The following is a 15,357-nucleotide window of genomic DNA, read 5'->3' on the forward strand; positions in this document are numbered from 1 at the left end:
CCGTGACCTCTGAACCCCGGTCCTTGCACCCTCGAGTCACGACGGGCGGGCTTCCGTCCCGCCGACCCGGCGCCAGGCGAGCGCGACCGGGACGGCCAGCAGCAGGCCCACCGCACCGGCGAGCGCGATCGTGGCGTTCGCGGAGCCGGCCCACTGCGCGACCAGCCCGCCGATCCCCACGCCCACCCCCTGGGCGACCCGCAGCCCGGTCCGGTACAGCCCGCCGGCGCTGCCGCGGATGTCGTTGGGGACCCACGTGATGAACGTGGCCGACACCGTGATGACGTACGCACCCGTCGCGCCGGCCAGCGCGAGCAGGACCAGCGCGAGCACCAGGCCCGGCCGCAGCGCGAAGGCCGCCAGCGCGGCCAGCGGCAGCGCGGCCAGCACTCCCAGCAGCTTCCGGCGGTGTTCCGTCGAGACGTACCGCGACAGCAGGAACGTGCCGAGCACGAACCCCAGCGGGTCGGCGGCCAGCAGCCAGCCGACGGCCTGGTCACCCTCGCCCAGCTGCGCCGCGAGCGGCGCGGCGAGGCCCTCCGGGATCACCGCCAGGCCGACCAGCCAGGACAGGTAGAGCAGCACCCGCAGCCGTTCGTCGCCGAAAACCTGCCGGACGGCGCCGAACCACGGGGCGCCCCCGTCCCCGGCCGCCGCGCGCCGGAGCACCAGCAGCTGCACAGCGGCCGCGGCCACCAGGAACGTCAGCGCGTCGATCGCCAGGGCCCACGACGTGCCGATCGTCGTCACCAGCAGGCCGCCGACGGCGAGGCCGCCCAGCATGGCCGTGTTGTTGGTGATCCCGCGCAGGTCCTGGCTCTGCAGGTAGACGTCGTCGTCGGTGAAGATCTCCCGGCCCAGCGCGTTCTGCGCGGCGTTGCCCGGCGCGTTCGCCAGCCGGGCGAGGACGAACAGCACGAACAGCCACGCCATCGGCATACCCGGGATGGCCATCAGCCCGATCAGCACGGCCTGCGCGAGCGACCCGGCGGCCAGCACCGCCCGCCGCGGGAAGCGGTCGGCGAGCTGGGACAGGCCCAGGCCGCCGGCGAGCGCGGGCAGGAACGTCAGCGAGTAGACGATGGCCGAGAGCAGCGGCGACCCGGTCCGGTCGAACACGAGGATGGCCAGCGCGACGATGGTGAGCTGGTCGCCCAGCATCGACTGCGTCTCCGCGAACCACAGCGCGCGGAACTCCCGGTTGGCCAGGACGGCCCGGAGCCGGGGTGTCGCACGGGTCGTCACCTCGTCACCACCGTCCCCCGATCGAGTGAATATGGACCGCCCCGCATTGTGCCTCGCCAGTGACGACCCGGTCCGGGGGCGTCACATTCACGGCCTCCGGCAGCACTAACAGTATGCCGCCGACTACGCGCCGATGTACGGGGAACGACGTACTACTGCACCCTTGAGCCGATCGGGTTACGCCGCCTGACCGGCGACGGACGGTGGCTTTGACCGGTGCGCGGGTATCTCCGGACTGATCGAACCCGACTCGTTCGGCGCAAGGCGGCGGCCGTTCGTCGTCGTGGCGATGCCCCGTTGGGCCGAACGGGCCAAGACTGGACTCAGGACCGGCCGGGGTGGACGGGCCGCCGCGCCGACGGCGCCGCAGATCGGGGAGATGACGATGGACGACTTGATGCAGGGCAAGGCGGTCGTGGTGACCGGCGCCGGGCGGGGGCTGGGCGAGGCGTTCGCGGTGCACGTCGCACGGGCGGGCGGGTCGGTGGTCGTCAACGACGTCGACGTCGAGCTCGCCGAGCGGACGGCGCAGAACATCCGGGACCACGGCGGCCGGGCGGTGGCCAGCGGTCACAGCGTGGCCGAGGCGGGCGAGGCGCAGGAGATCGTCGACCTGTGCGTCAAGGAGTTCGGCGGGATCGACGGCCTGGTCAACAACGCCGGCCTGAACTACGAGGCCCTGCCCTGGGAGGACGACGCCGACCAGGCCCGCGAGCTGGTCCAGGTGAACGTCCTGGGCGTCGTCAACACCGGCCTGGCCGCGATCAAGGCGATGGTCGACGCGGGCACCGGCGGCTCGATCGTCAACATCTCCTCCGGTGCCTCGCTCGGCCAGCGCAAGCTCGGCGTGTACGCGGCGAGCAAGGGCGCGGTCGCGTCCCTGACCTACTCGTGGGCCCTGGACCTCGAGGACGTCGGCATCCGCGTCAACGCCGTCTGCCCGCTCGCGCACACCCGGATGGTCTGGAAGTCCGAACGCTCCCTGCGCGCCTGCCCGCCGGACCGCACGCCGTCGCGGATCGCGCCGGTGGTGCTGTTCCTGCTCGGCGAGGGTTCGCACGGCATCACCGGCCAGATGATCCGCTGCAACGGCCCGCAGCTGCACGTCATGGGCCAGCCGTTCCTCAAGCAGCCGATCCTCGAGCGCCCGGTCTGGGACACCGAGACGGTGCAGAAGGCGTTCGACGAGGTCTTCAGCGCCCACCTGGAGAACTACGGCCTGGAGAAGCGCGTCCCGCCGCGCCTGCGCAAGTGGACCGACACCACCTCGCCCCGCACCGCCTGAGGCGTCACTTTCACGTGAAAGTGACCACCTGGGGGCGTCACTTTCACGTGAAAGTGACGCCCTTCGGCGGTCAGGAGCCGGCGGTGGGGGCCGGGTCCCGGACGGCCGCGTAGAGCGCTTCGATGTCGGTCGAGTAGCGGTCGTTGATGATCCGGCGCTTGAGCTTCAGCGTCGGGGTCAGCTCGCCGGACTCGGGCGTCCACGCCTTCGGGAGCACGTGGTAGCGCTTGATCTGCTCGATCCGCGCCAGCCTGCTGTTGGCCGACTCGACCGCGCGCTCCAGCTCCGCGCGGACCGCCGGGTGCTCGGCCAGCTCCTCGGGCTTGGCGTCGACGCCGTTCGCGGCGGCCCAGCCCGGGGCGATCTCGTCGTCGAGGACGATCAGCGCCGTGACGTACGGCCGGTCGTCGCCGATCGCGACGGCCTGGCCGATCAGCGGGTGCTCCTTGAGCAGCCCTTCGATCCGCGTCGGGGCGATGTTCTTGCCGCTCGAGGTGATGATCAGTTCCTTCTTGCGGTCGGTGATCGTCACGAAGCCGTCTTCGTCGATCGTGCCGATGTCGCCGGTGGCGTACCAGCCCTCGGCGTCGGTGGCGTCGGCGATCGTGCCGTCCTCCTGCAGGTAACCGAGGAAGACGATCGGGCCGCGGACCAGGAGCTCGCCGTCTTCGGCGACGCGGACGTCGATGTCGGCGAGCGGCTTGCCGACCGTGCCGGCGCGGAACGCGGCGCCGGAGTTCGACGTCGCCGCCCCGGTCGTCTCCGACAGGCCCCAGACCTCGGAGATCTCGATGCCGAGGCCGGCCAGGAAGTAGATGATCTCCACCGGCAGCGCGGCCGCGCCGCTGGAGGCGACGAGCACCTTGTCCAGCCCGAGCAGCGCGCGGACGGGGGCGAGGGCGGCCGCGTCGGTCTGCGCGATCTGCTCGGCCAGCTCCGGCGGCACCGGCTGCCCGGCACTGCGCAGCTTGTAGCCCTTCTGCAGCAGCTCGTTCGCCGCGAGCAGCGCCGTGCGGCGGTCCTCCGGCACGCCGCCGAGCATGTTCTTCAGCCCGGCGACCATCTTCTCCCAGACGCGCGGGACGCCGAAGAAGCTCTGCGGGTGCACCTTGCCGAGCGCGCCGACCACGCCGGACGGGTCGGCGAGCGTGTGCACGTGCCCGGCCCAGACGATCGGCAGGTAGACCGACAGCTCCCGCTCGGCGATGTGCGCGAGCGGCAGGTACGCGATGTTCGTCGCGTGCATCGGCGGGTTGTGCAGCACCGTCACCGCGTACGCCTGGTGGATCGCGTTGCGGTGCGACAGCACGACGCCCTTCGGGTCACCGGTGGTGCCCGAGGTGTAGATCATCGACAGCGGGTCGTCCGGCTGGATGCCCTGCCACGACTGTTCGAACGCCTCGGGGTCGGCGGCAAGCGCTTCCCGGCCGCGTGCCCGGAGGTCGGCCAGCGAGACGAACCGGTCGTCGCCGTCCGGGATCGCTTCGGCGTCCATCACGACGATGTGGCGCAGCGCCGGGAGGTCGTCGAGGACCGGCCGCCAGCGGGCCAGCTCGGTCTCGCCGCCGAGGATCACGACCGGCGCCGCGCTGTGCCGCGCGACGAACCGGATCTGGTCCGGGCTGAGCGTGGCGTAGGCGGTGCACGGGATCGCGGACAGGTGCGTCGCGGCGAGGTCGGCGACGATGTGGTCCGGGCAGCCGGGCGCCATGATCAGCATCCGGTCGCCCCGGGCGAGGCCGAGCCCGGCCAGGCCGCGGGACACCTCGGCGATGGCGGTGCGGAACTCCAGCCAGCTGAGCGTCGGCTGCCCCTCGATGTCGAGCGAGGTGATCGCCGGCAGGTCGGGATAGTCGACCGCGTTGCGGTGCAACAGGCGCGGGATCGTCTGACCTTCGGCCTGCTCGGCGACGGACGGGGTGGTCAACACTGGCCTCCTGGTGGTCCGGATGGCCACACTTTAGGGGCTTCGCAGGCTGGTGGATAGAGAATCGCGGCCAGGTCAAATGTCTCCTTCATCCGGTTTCGGCCGGTCAGCTCCTCACGACCGTCCACAATGCACTCGGGCGGCCGCACCCGAAAGTCGGTTGAATGGGGTGATGACCCGACAGGCTCGCGAACTGCTCGACCAGATCCAGTCCGAGCTCGCGTCCCGCGACGACGACAACCGGCTGGTGCCGCTGATCACCGCCGGCCGGGCGCCGCGGCGGGTGTTCGCCGCGCTCGCCGCGGAGGAGAAACGGATCACGCTCAGTGATTGGCGGAGCTTCCACGCGCTGGCCGCGCGGGCCGACGAGCCGAACGCGCGCACGTTCTTCGGCGGTCTCGCGCCGGGGGAGCAGCAGGCCAACCTGATGCTGGACGCGCTGATCGCCGCGGCTGGTCCAGACCACGGGGAAGAGCGCCCGCGCGCGGGCTGCCAGGCGTACCCGGCCTACGTGGCGTGGCTGGCGCTGAACGGCGAGTCGTCGGCGGCCGTCGCCGGGATCTTCGCCAACTTCTCCGCCTTCGGCCGGTACTGCGCGGACGTCGCGGCCGGCATGCGGGCGCACTACGGCTTCGACGACGCGGCCTGCGCGTTCTTCGACTTCTTCGCCGCGGACGTCCCGGAGATCGAGGAGCAGGCGCTCGCCGCGATCCAGGCCGGCATCGACGCGCACCGGCTCGACGTCCACGAGGCGCTGCTCTACGCCCGGCTCTTCCAGAGCTACGAGCTGCAGTTCTGGAACACCCTCGCCGACGAGTTCCCGGGCTGAGGATTCCCTTGGCGGGCAAGGACTTCCGGCGCCGACGGCAGCGTCTCCCGGCTGTCGGGCCCCGGAGGCCGGTAATCGAATTCTTCGACGGCGCGCTATTCCATTCGGACCAGCGTGTTCCGGAACCGGTTCCGGCGCTAGCGGAGACCCGCTGAACGCCCACTTCGCGGAATGGTGGGAATTCCGGCCCGCCCTCCGGTGAATCCGTGGTGCCGGCCGGGAATCGTGCGCATTTCCGCTTTCCGGGAGCCGTCCGGCCCGGACGAAGGGGTGGCGAGGCCCGGCTGTGTCGTACCCGTGATGTTTCTCACCGAACGATTCGGCGCCGCCGTACGTAGCGACCCCCAGGTCGGCGGCCGGTTCGACCGGCACCGGTACCAGCGTGCACCCGTGGCGTGAAAGAGAAGCCGCCCTGGGACGAACCTCACGACTTTCGGTGGTGGACTTTCCAAGCGCAGGCAGCGAGTGTGGATGGGTCACCGTTTCCAAGATCACGTTATCGCCACGGACTTGACGTGCCCTGAAGGGCTGCCTAACGTCGTCGCGGGCGAAGCAGACCACGGTGATGTTGATCCGGCTGGTCGGAATCCGGGTGTTGACCGCCTCGGGCGACCCGAAACCATGTACTGCCGGAAGGAAAACGGACCCAGGTGAAGCAGATTTCTCTTCGACGCAACCGGGGATCCTCGATTCGGAAGCGCGTGCTCACGATCGCGCTCATCCCCAGTGTCGCGCTGTTGCTCGTCGGCGTGGCACTCGCAGGTTACCTGATTTACGACGCCGTCACGGGCCGTGACTACGTGAACCGGATCCGGGGTTCGGAAGCTCCGTCGATCCCGTTCTTCGGCGCGCTGCAGCAGGAGCGCCTGGCGACCCTGAGCCTCCTCGCGGGGCAGGGCAACCAGCGCGCGGTGCTCGCGGCCGTCCGCCCGAAGACGGACCAGAACGCCGCGAAGACGATCGAGTACCTCAAGGACAGCTTCGCGGGCTACGACGACACCCCGCCGAGCGTGCAGAAGAACATCGCCACGTTCTTCGCGCTCTACCAGCAGCTGCCGCAGACCCGCCAGGCGGTCGACAGCGGCCAGATCCAGATCAGCCAGGCCTTCACCTTCTACAACAAGATCATCGACCAGTTCACCGACGGCCTGGCCGGGCTGGCGCAGAACGCGCGTGGTGCGCAGAACGCGTTCGACCGGCTGACCGCCATCCCGATGTTCACCGCCGCGGAGGCGATGCAGCGCAGTGACGCGCTCGCCGCCGCGGGGCTGGCCGCGGGCGGGCTGACGAACGACGACTTCCGCACCTACGTCGGCCAGGTCGGTGCCTACCACGCGCAGCTCGACGCGTCGGCGCCGAAGATGATCCCCGACGTCAAGGCCAAGTACGACCAGCTGCTGGCGAGCCAGCCGTGGCAGATCGTGAACCAGGTCGAGACCGCGTTCCTGCGCGGCGACCTGACCAAGCTGCCGGTGCCGCAGGACCAGTGGCGCACCGCGGCGCGGCAGGTCGGTGACGCCCTGTCGGGCATCTTCGTCCTGCAGAGCTCGAACGCCAGCCAGGCCGCGATCAACGACGCCGACTCGACGTTCACCGAGTCGCTGATCGCCGGTGTGATCGCGGTGCTGTTCGCGGTCTTCGTCGTCTTCGTCGCCGTCCGGCTGTCGAACCGGCTCATCGGCCGGCTGCACCGGCTGCGGGAGGACACCCTCGACGCGGCCGAGGTCCGGCTGCCCGAACTGGTCGCCAGGGTCCAGGCGGGTGAGCCCGTCGACCTCGAAGAGGGCGGGCACTTCCTCGACCACGGCACGGACGAGATCGGCCAGGTCGCCGACGCGTTCAACAAGGCGCAGCAGACGGCCATCGCGGCCGCCATCGACGAGGCCAAGACCCGGGAGGGCACCAAGACGGTGTTCCTCAACATCGCGCACCGCAGCCAGGTCATCGTGCACCGCCAGCTCAAGGTGCTCGACCAGGCCGAGCGCAAGCAGGAGGACCCGGAGCAGCTGGACACGCTGTTCCAGCTGGACCACCTCTCCACCCGCGCCCGCCGCAACGCCGAGAACCTGATCATCCTCGGCGGCGGGCAGCCGGGACGGCAGTGGCGCAACCCGGTCGGGCTGGCCGAGGTGGTCCGCGGCGCGTCCGCCGAGACCGAGGACTTCGCCAGGGTGAAGACGGCGGCGCTGCCGCAGATCGCCATCCGCGGCCCGGTCGTCGGCGACCTCGTGCACCTGCTGGCCGAGCTGATCGACAACGCGACGTCGTTCTCGCCGCCCCAGTCGCGGGTCGAGGTCCGCGGCAACGTGGTCGGCAAGGGCGTCGTGATCGAGGTCGAGGACCAGGGCCTCGGGCTCGAGCCGGACCAGACCGAAGAGATCAACACGCTGCTGTCCGACCCGCCGGACTTCGGCATCATGGCGCTGTCCGACGAGCCGCGCCTCGGCCTGTTCGTGGTCGGCCGGCTGGCCGCCCGCCACGGCATCCAGGTGCACCTGCGCGAGTCGGCCTACGGCGGCACCCGGGCCATCGTCCTGGTCCGCACCGACCTGCTCGCCCCGCTCACCGAGCTCGAGCCGGAGCAGCCGATCACCCCGCCGAAGCCGGAGCTCGTGCCGAACCCGGCCGACGGGGAGCTGCCGAACGACGAGGTCAGGCAGCTGCGGCGGCAGCCGCGCCGCCCGGCTCGCCACCGCACCGAGCCGTCCGCCGCGCCGCCGATGCCCACGCAGCCGGCCCCGGTGCTCGCGCCCGCCCCGGCCCAGCCGTCGTCCGCGCCGACGCCGGTCGGGACCGTCTCCGAGCCGGTCAGCCAGCCCACGCAGGTCCAGCCGGTGAGCCAGCCGGCCAGCCAGCCGACCCAGGCCCAGCCGGCCGCCGCGGTCCGCCCGCCCGCGCCCCCGGTCCGCGGCTCGCGCCCGGCCCGCCCGGCCGCGCAGCAGCCGGTGTGGCCGCCGCAGGAGCCCCGGCCGGAGCCCCGGCCCGCGGTGTCGGAGTCCCGGCCGCAGCAGCCGCGGCGTCCGGAGGCACCCGGCCGCCCGCCGTTGCCGCAACGGCGACGCCAGCAGAGCCTGGTTCCCCAGTTGCGGGAAGATAGGCCGGCACAGCAGGAGCGCGAAGAGGTTCGGCTGGACTCCCCGGAGGCAGCCCGCAGCCGGTTGTCCGCCTTCCAGCAGGGCACCCGCCGGGGCCGCGACGAGGAACCAGCCGAGAACGACGACACGTACGGAGAGCGCGAGTAATGGCCAACTCAGGCGTCAGTGAGCTCGACTGGCTGCTGGACGACCTCGTCAAGCGGGTCGCCGGGGCGGACCGCGCGGTGGTCCTGTCCTCGGACGGCCTGCTCATCGGGAGGTCCGGGAACCTCTCCGAGGAGGACGCCGAGCACCTTTCGGCGGTGGCTTCGGCGTTCCAGAGCCTGGCGCGCGGTACCGGACGGCACTTCGGCGGCGGCAACGTCCGCCAGACGATGGTCGAGATGGACCACGCGTTCCTGTTCGTGACGGCGGCCGGACGGGGTGCCTGCCTGGCCCTGCTCGCCCGCGAGGACGCGGACATGGGCCTCGTGGCCTACGAAATGAACCTGATGGTGAAGCGGGTCGGCCAAGTGCTCACCTCCGCGCCGCGGACCGGTGCCGGCGTACTGCCCACGTCGCCATGAGTGCCAAGCACGAAGCCTGGTTCGACGACGAGGCCGGCCCACTGGTCCGGTCCTACGCCGTCACGGGTGGGCGCACGCGGTCGGACACGCTGGGGCTCGACCTCATCACCCTGGTCGTCGCGCTGCGCACGGCGCACGAAGCGGGCATGCTCGAACCGGAGTACGCGCGGATCGTCGCGCTGTGCCAGCGGCCGGTGTCGGTGGCCGAGGTCGCCGCGCGGGTCGACCTGCCGTTGCCCGTGGTGAAGGTGATGTTGAGCGATCTCATCGAGCAGAACCTGGTGCTGTTCCGTACCGCGGCGCCGGTCAACGAAACTCCCAACAAACACGTACTCCAGGCGGTTCTTGATGGCATCCGGAAACTCTGAGCCCCGGCGGAACCTGACCGCGACCGCGGTCAAGGTACTGATCGCCGGCGGCTTCGGAGTCGGCAAGACCACGATGGTCGGTTCGGTGAGCGAAGTGCCGCCGTTGCGCACCGAGGAAGTCATCACCACCGCGTCCGAGGGCGTCGACGACCTATCGGGCATCGAGCAGAAGACCACCACGACGGTCGCGCTCGACTTCGGCCGCATCACGATCAACCCCGACCTGATCCTGTACCTGTTCGGCACGCCCGGGCAGGACCGGTTCTGGTTCATGTGGGACGAGCTGGCGGAGGGCGCGCTCGGCGCCGTCGTGCTGGCCGACACCCGGCGGCTGGACAGCTGCTTCGCGGCGGTCGACTTCTTCGAGCGGCGCAACCTGCCGTTCGTCGTCGGCGTGAACTGCTTCGACGGCGGGTACCGCTACGGCACCGAGGAGGTCCGCCAGGCGCTCGACGTCGGCATGGACGTCCCGCTGCTGCTGTGCGACGCGCGGGAGCGGGAGTCGACGAAGCAGGTGCTGACCAGCCTGATGGAACACGTGATGGCGCGGTCCGACCTGGCGGCCGCCCAAGGCGGCTACTGATCGGACCGCGTCCGCGGTCCCTCAGCGGCGTCGCTTGACGAGCGTGTCGAGCGCGAACGCGCCCGGGCCGACGACGGCGAAGAGCAGGAAGACCCAGGAGTAGACCGCGGCGGGCTCGCCCATGTTCTGCAGCGGCAGCAGGCCCATCGGGGCGTGCACGGTGAAGTAGGCGTAGGCCATCACGCCGGACAGCAGCAGCGCCGCGGGCCGGCTGGCCAGCCCGACCAGCAGCAGGACGGCGCCGAGCAGCTCGAGCGCGCTGCCCCACCAGCCGGGGAACGAACCGAACGGGGCGCCGCCGCCGTGGCCGTCGATCCCGCCGAAGAACCCGAATCCCTGAAGGCCGTGGAAGCCGAACAGGAACGAGATCACGATCCGGCTGGCGGAGATGACCGCGCTGGTCAGCGGGCTGAACCGGGTGCGCGCGGTCGCGGTCTGGGACGGGGTGGTCTCGGTGGCGGTGGCGATCGTGTTCATGGCCGGGCCTTCCTCTGGTGACGTTCTTCCCTGGTGCTGAAGCGTCGAGTGGGCTCCTCGCGGATCGACAATGCCTCGAGAAAACCTCGACCGGGTTCTCCGGTGGGCCCGGCGGCCCGGCAGACTGGGCGGATGGCGGGCAAACGCAGTGCCGGGCTCCTGCTCTTCCGCGGGCGCGGCGAGGACGTCGAAGTGCTGCTCGGGCACATGGGCGGGCCGTTCTGGGCGAAGAAGGACGCGGCCGCGTGGTCGCTGCCCAAGGGCGAGCTCGACCCGGACGAGCCACCGGAGAAGGCGGCGCGGCGCGAGTTCGAAGAGGAGCTGGGCCTGCCCGCGCCCGACGGTGACTACGCCGAGCTGGGCGAGGTGAAGCAGTCGGGTGGCAAGGTCGTCACGGCTTGGGCGGTCGAGGCCGACCTCGACCCGGCGGCCGTCGTGCCCGGGACGTTCAGCATGGAGTGGCCACCGCGTTCCGGGAAGCAGCAGGAGTTCCCCGAGCTGGACCGGGTGGAGTGGTTCGGGCTGGACGCCGCCCGCGAGAAGCTGCTCAAGGGCCAGCTGCCGTTCCTCGACCGGCTGACGGCGCTGCTCAACGGCTGAGTAGCGCCTCGAGCGGCTTGGCCGTGAAGGACGGCAGCACGACATCGGCGGCCCCGAAGTCGAGGCTTTCGGTGATCGCGTTGGGCACCGCGACGCAGGTCAGCCCGGCGGCCTTGGCCGAGGTCACGCCGTGCGGGGTGTCCTCGAAGGCGATGGTCTCCCCGGCGCTGGTGCCGAGCGCGTCGAGCGCGGCGAGGTAGAGGTCCGGCCGGGGCTTGGCGGCGTGCCGGTCACCGGTGCAGACGGCGTCGAAGTAGCCCGCGATGCCGAGCCGTTCGAGGTGCGGGTTCACCCAGGCCCCGGACGAGCTGGACGCGACGGCCAGCTTCAGGCCGTGCCCCCGCGCGGCCTCGAGGTAATCGAGGACGCCGTCACGCGGCCCGAGCGTTTCGAGGAGCTCGAAGACCCGGGCCTTGGTGACCGGGCGCAGCGCCTCGGTGTCGACGCCGGGCACCTGTTCGGTGAGCAGGGCGAACATCGCGGGCGTGGTGTGCTGGGTGCCGATGACGGCGTACCAGGCTTCCAGCGGCAGCTCGGCCCCGTGGTCGCGGAAGGTCTCCTGCCAGGTGCGGAGAACGGCGGACTCGGTGTCGGCGAGCGTGCCGTCGAAGTCGAAGACCAGGGCGCGGGTGGGCACGCCCTGCACCCTGCCTGGTCGGTGATCGCTCAGGCAAGGGAGTTGTGACGCGCGCGAAAGGCCCGCATGGCTTCGTCGCCGCGGAGCGCGAAGACGATTTCCTCGACGTCGGTGCCGGTCGTGGTGACGGTGGCCAGCGCAATCTCGGCCGCAGACTCCAGCGGCCACCGGTAGATCCCGGTGGAGATGGCCGGGAAGGCGACGGTCTTGGCTTGCAGCTCGTCGGCGACCTTCAGCGAATTCCGGTGGCAGTCGGCGAGGAGCCCGGACCGGTCCTCGGAAGCGGACCACACCGGCCCGACGGTGTGCACGACCCACTTCGCGGGCAGCTTCCCGGCGATGGTGGCGACGGCTTGCCCGGTCTTGAGCCCGCGCCCGTAGTGCCCGGCCCGCAGCTTCCGGCACGCGGCGAGGATCTCGGGCCCGCCCTTCCGGTGGATCGCCCCGTCGACCCCGCCCCCGCCGAGCAGGGAGGAGTTGGCGGCGTTGACCACGACGTCGACGTCGAGGGTGGTGATGTCGGCCTCGACGATCCGGATGGACGGGCTCATGGTGACCATGTTCCCGGGGTTGTCCACCGGTAATCGCGGCGGTGGCAGACTCCCGGCGTGCTGCTGACGTGGATCGCCGAGCTGGGCGCCGAGGATTTCCTGGTGGAGCCCGCGGATCCCGTCGCGGAAGCGCGGCACAACACGTGGTCGCCGAGCGCCGGCCCGGTCGCCGTGCCCACCGGGGAGGTCGTTGCCGCGTTCGAAGCGGTCACCGAGGTGCTCGCCGGCCGTCTGACCGGCGTGACCCTCTACGTCTGGCACGACGAGCAGGTCGGGGCGCTCCGGTGTTCGGTCTCCTCGCGTGCCCCGGAGGTGTTGCCCTTCGGAGGCTCGTACCGGCTGGCCGGCGACCTGACGCCGATCGTCGACGCGTTCCTCGCCGACCCGCATCCGGGCGCCGTTCTCTGGAATGAGCTGGAAGACGCGCCGGACGGAGTGGACGAGCCAGAGCCGCCGCCGTTCCCCGTCTGGGCGCGGGTGCTCCCTTAGCTGCGGAAGAACGCCGTCAGCACCGGGGCCAAGGCCGCCGCCTTCACGATGTGCGTCTGGCCCGGCAGCGTCTCGTGTCGCGCCGACGGGAGAGCTTGAGCCAGCGATGCCACCCCGTTGCGCATCCACTCCGGGCTCTTGCCGCCGTCGACGGCCAGTGTCGGGATCTTCACCTCCGGCCACGCCGCCGGTGGCAGCGGGTTGCCCGACTGGTGGTCGCCGACCACCGCCGTGTCGTACGGGATCGTGTGGGCCACGCGCTTGAGCTTCGACCAGAACGGCATGATCCGCATCAGCGCGACCGTCACGCCACCGAGGCCGACGCCTTCCGTCATGAACATCTTGACCGCCTTGCCGCGCTTGCCCGCCGCCACGGCCTCGTCGAGCCGGGTCGCGTAGTCGGGCTTCACCGGCGTGCGGGTGTGGTCGAGGATGAACGGCGGCTCGTACAGCGCCAGCTTCGTCACCGGCAGCCCGCGGTCCACCGCCTCCAGCGCCAGCGCCGCACCCGACGAAATGCCGAACAGCAGCGCCGAGCCGCCCGCTTCCTCGACCAGCGCGTCGAGGTCCTCGACCTCCCGCTCGACCGTGTACGGCGCGGTGTCCGTGCTCTCGCCGCGGCCACGCCGGTCGTAGGTGTACACCGTGAAGTGCGCGGCCAGCTCCTTCGCCAGGTCGTCGTTGGGCGACGAGCCGCGGTAGCACATCGCGCCGTCCACCAGGACGAGTGCGGGGCCGGTGCCGGCGCGGGTGTAGGCGATCTTGGTGCCGTCGGCGGAAACCGTCGTGCTCATGGGAACTTCTCCTTGTCCGGTAGGGGGTTTCAGCGCCGCGTCAGGTGGGCCGAGGTGGTCGCGAGCCAGGTCCAGGCGACGATGACGGCCGCCCAGAAGCCGAGCGTCACGGCCGGGCTCGTCGAACCGGACGCTACGCCCGCGAAGCCGATGAGGAAAAGCAAGCCGCTGATCCGCGAGTACCAGGCCCGCCCGCGGCCGAGCTGCGAGCCGATGACGAAGCACGCCGCGACCAGGCAGAGGAAGCCGATGCCGCCGCTGACGAAGTGCAGCGTGCCGTGCCAGCTCACCGACGCCGGCGGCCCGGCGGGCGTGCCGAGCGGGAAGCCGTCCTGGGGGTCGGCCCGGAAGACGCCGGCGCAGATCAGGCTGACGCCGTAGACCGCGAGCAGTCCCGGCCCCCACCGGCCGGGCAGCGACCGTCTGATCCCGGCGGCGGCCGCCAGCGTCAGCAGGCCGCTGACCACGAAGTTCGTGATCTGGATGAAGCCGAGCGAGCCGTCCGACAGCAGGCTCGCCGGGTGCCGCGTGAGGTCGAAGCCGGCCCGCGTCAGGCCCTGGACCAAGCCGGTCAGGACGAAGACGGGCCCGGCGAGGACACCGCAGGCGAGCAGGGCGCGGGTGCCGGACGCGGAGGCGGTGCGAGCGGGGCCGAGTGTCGTGGTCATGCCGCACAGCCTGGCATCCGAGTGTAAAAACCGTCAAGACAAAAAAATATGTCGGTGACGCCGGAGAGAGGCCGCCCCGGGATCGAGGCGGCCTGACTCAGGCGCGGCGCAGGGTGAGGAGCGTGATCTCGCTCGGCGCGAAGACCCGGAACGGCGGCCCCCAGAACCCGGTGCCGCGGCTGTTGTACACCTGCGTCGGCCCGAATCGCTTGAGGCCGGACAGCATCGGCTGGTCGATCCGCACCAGGAAGTGGAACGGCCAGATCTGCCCGCCGTGCGTGTGCCCGGAGATCTGCAGGTCGATGCCCGCTTCCCGGGCCTGCACGACCTGCTTCGGCTGGTGCGCGAGCAGCACCACCGGCACCTCGGACGGCACGCCGTCGAGCGCCGCGGGCAGGTCGGGGCCGTGGCCGGGCAGGCCGGACGACGCGCCCGTCGGGTCGTCGATGCCGGCGAACACGATCCGGTCGCCGCCGCGCTCCAGCAGCGTCGAGCGGTTGTGCAGCGGATCCCAGCCCAGCCCGGCCATGTGGTCGAGCCAGCCCTGGGCCTCGCCGAAGTACTCGTGGTTGCCGGTGATGTAGAACCGCCCGAGCTTGGCCTGGACGCCGCCGAGCGGGTCGACCTGCTTGCGGCGCCGTGCCACCGAGCCGTCCGCGAGGTCACCCGCGTGGCAGACGACGTCCGCGTCCAGCGCGTTCACCGCCGCGACGACCTTCTCCGACCACTTCGTCCGGTCGATCGGCCCGAAGTGGGTGTCGGTCAGCACCGCGACGCGCAGCCCGTCGAGCGCCGGGCCGAGCCGCGGGATGACGACGTCGGTCGCCTTCACCGGCGGCACGCGCATCGCGACGCGGTTGCCGTACACCAGCAACGAGACGGCCACGAGCGCCGCCGCGCCCGCGACGATCCGCGACCGCGCCGGGTCGTCGACGCCCAGGAGCGCGACGCGCAGCACCAGGCTCAGCACCGACCACGTGAACAGCACCCAGCTGACGGCGAGCAGCGTGTCGCCGAGGCGGGCGGCGCCGTCACGCTGGCGCTTGCCGTGGCCGAAGACCATCGCGACGGGCATCGTCACCAGGCCCAGCGCGAAGAGCGCGGTACCGGCGACGAAGCCCGCGGTACCCCACTCCGGCGCGAGAACGAGCGTCCACCACGGGACGGCGAACAGCAGAAGCAGCGCCAGAATCGGCACCGCGAGCAAAGGGCCTCTCATCGAACCAGGTTACAGCCCATCGGG

16 protein-coding genes are annotated in these 15,357 nt (G+C 71.3%); 8 read left to right on the top strand and 8 right to left on the bottom strand.

Translation table 11 applies throughout. From position 1 onward, the window contains the following. Positions 1-36: 36 nt before the first annotated feature. Positions 37-1,245: an MFS transporter gene (locus ACIOD2_RS11885; protein WP_400536814.1), complete on the bottom strand. Its 1,209-nt coding sequence runs from the start codon at positions 1,243-1,245 to the stop codon at positions 37-39. A gap of 385 nt (positions 1,246-1,630) precedes the next feature. On the opposite strand from ACIOD2_RS11885, the gene ACIOD2_RS11890 reads away from it, so the two are divergent. After that, complete coding sequence (locus ACIOD2_RS11890) at positions 1,631-2,530, top strand: SDR family NAD(P)-dependent oxidoreductase (protein WP_400536816.1); 900 nt, start codon at positions 1,631-1,633, stop codon at positions 2,528-2,530. A gap of 70 nt (positions 2,531-2,600) precedes the next feature. On the opposite strand, the gene ACIOD2_RS11895 is transcribed toward ACIOD2_RS11890, so the two are convergent. Next, entirely contained in the window at positions 2,601-4,457 is a 1,857-nt protein-coding gene (locus tag ACIOD2_RS11895) for an AMP-dependent synthetase/ligase (protein WP_400536818.1), read from the bottom strand. A gap of 172 nt (positions 4,458-4,629) precedes the next feature. Between ACIOD2_RS11895 and ACIOD2_RS11900 the strand changes: the two genes are divergently transcribed. From ACIOD2_RS11900 to ACIOD2_RS11920, 5 genes are all read left to right on the top strand, one after another. Beyond that, on the top strand, positions 4,630-5,286 hold the full coding sequence (locus tag ACIOD2_RS11900) for a transcriptional regulator (RefSeq protein ID WP_400536820.1): 657 nt from the start codon (positions 4,630-4,632) through the stop codon (positions 5,284-5,286). 701 nt (positions 5,287-5,987) lie between these two features. Next, complete coding sequence (locus tag ACIOD2_RS11905; RefSeq protein ID WP_400536822.1) at positions 5,988-8,528, top strand: nitrate- and nitrite sensing domain-containing protein; 2,541 nt, start codon at positions 5,988-5,990, stop codon at positions 8,526-8,528. Then, entirely contained in the window at positions 8,528-8,947 is a 420-nt protein-coding gene (locus tag ACIOD2_RS11910) for a roadblock/LC7 domain-containing protein (protein ID WP_284745731.1), read from the top strand. Before ACIOD2_RS11905 ends, ACIOD2_RS11910 begins: the two co-directional genes overlap by 1 nt. After that, positions 8,944-9,315, top strand: a complete 372-nt coding sequence (locus ACIOD2_RS11915; protein WP_247056937.1) for a DUF742 domain-containing protein — start codon at positions 8,944-8,946, stop codon at positions 9,313-9,315. The genes ACIOD2_RS11910 and ACIOD2_RS11915 overlap by 4 nt, the downstream gene beginning before the upstream one ends. Then, the gene (locus tag ACIOD2_RS11920; protein WP_400536825.1) at positions 9,296-9,898 is read left to right on the top strand and encodes a GTP-binding protein; all 603 of its coding nucleotides are present in this window, start codon (positions 9,296-9,298) and stop codon (positions 9,896-9,898) included. The genes ACIOD2_RS11915 and ACIOD2_RS11920 overlap by 20 nt, the downstream gene beginning before the upstream one ends. 21 nt (positions 9,899-9,919) lie before the next feature. Here ACIOD2_RS11920 and ACIOD2_RS11925 read toward each other — a convergent pair whose 3' ends face one another. Beyond that, the gene (locus ACIOD2_RS11925; RefSeq protein ID WP_400536827.1) at positions 9,920-10,375 is read right to left on the bottom strand and encodes a DoxX family protein; all 456 of its coding nucleotides are present in this window, start codon (positions 10,373-10,375) and stop codon (positions 9,920-9,922) included. A gap of 132 nt (positions 10,376-10,507) precedes the next feature. Here ACIOD2_RS11925 and ACIOD2_RS11930 point away from each other — a divergent pair, with 132 nt between their 5' ends. Then, positions 10,508-10,975 carry an NUDIX domain-containing protein gene (locus ACIOD2_RS11930; protein ID WP_400536829.1) on the top strand — a complete coding sequence of 156 codons (468 nt, stop codon included), beginning with the start codon at positions 10,508-10,510 and terminating at the stop codon, positions 10,973-10,975. Here ACIOD2_RS11930 and ACIOD2_RS11935 read toward each other — a convergent pair. Further along, a complete protein-coding gene (locus ACIOD2_RS11935) occupies positions 10,965-11,612 on the bottom strand; it encodes an HAD family hydrolase (RefSeq protein WP_400536831.1) in 648 nt (215 codons plus the stop codon). The genes ACIOD2_RS11930 and ACIOD2_RS11935 overlap by 11 nt on opposite strands. Before the next feature lie 29 nt (positions 11,613-11,641). Continuing rightward, the gene (locus ACIOD2_RS11940) at positions 11,642-12,163 is read right to left on the bottom strand and encodes an O-acetyl-ADP-ribose deacetylase (RefSeq protein ID WP_400536833.1); all 522 of its coding nucleotides are present in this window, start codon (positions 12,161-12,163) and stop codon (positions 11,642-11,644) included. Positions 12,164-12,220: 57 nt separating this feature from the next. Here ACIOD2_RS11940 and ACIOD2_RS11945 point away from each other — a divergent pair, with 57 nt between their 5' ends. Continuing rightward, a complete protein-coding gene (locus ACIOD2_RS11945; RefSeq protein WP_400536835.1) occupies positions 12,221-12,652 on the top strand; it encodes a hypothetical protein in 432 nt (143 codons plus the stop codon). Here the strand turns inward: ACIOD2_RS11945 and ACIOD2_RS11950 are convergent. The 3 genes from ACIOD2_RS11950 to ACIOD2_RS11960 all read right to left on the bottom strand — a co-directional run bounded on the left by ACIOD2_RS11950 (position 12,649) and on the right by ACIOD2_RS11960 (position 15,333). Further along, positions 12,649-13,446, bottom strand: coding sequence for an alpha/beta fold hydrolase (locus tag ACIOD2_RS11950; protein ID WP_400536837.1), 798 nt, complete (start codon positions 13,444-13,446; stop codon positions 12,649-12,651). The two genes, ACIOD2_RS11945 and ACIOD2_RS11950, sit on opposite strands and share 4 nt — an antisense overlap. Positions 13,447-13,475: 29 nt before the next feature. Beyond that, positions 13,476-14,114, bottom strand: coding sequence for a DUF998 domain-containing protein (locus ACIOD2_RS11955; protein ID WP_400536839.1), 639 nt, complete (start codon positions 14,112-14,114; stop codon positions 13,476-13,478). A gap of 97 nt (positions 14,115-14,211) precedes the next feature. Next, a complete protein-coding gene (locus ACIOD2_RS11960) occupies positions 14,212-15,333 on the bottom strand; it encodes a metallophosphoesterase (protein WP_400536841.1) in 1,122 nt (373 codons plus the stop codon). Positions 15,334-15,357: the final 24 nt, after the last annotated feature.

Source organism: Amycolatopsis sp. NPDC088138, from assembly GCF_044741685.1.
GTDB lineage: Bacteria > Actinomycetota > Actinomycetes > Mycobacteriales > Pseudonocardiaceae > Amycolatopsis.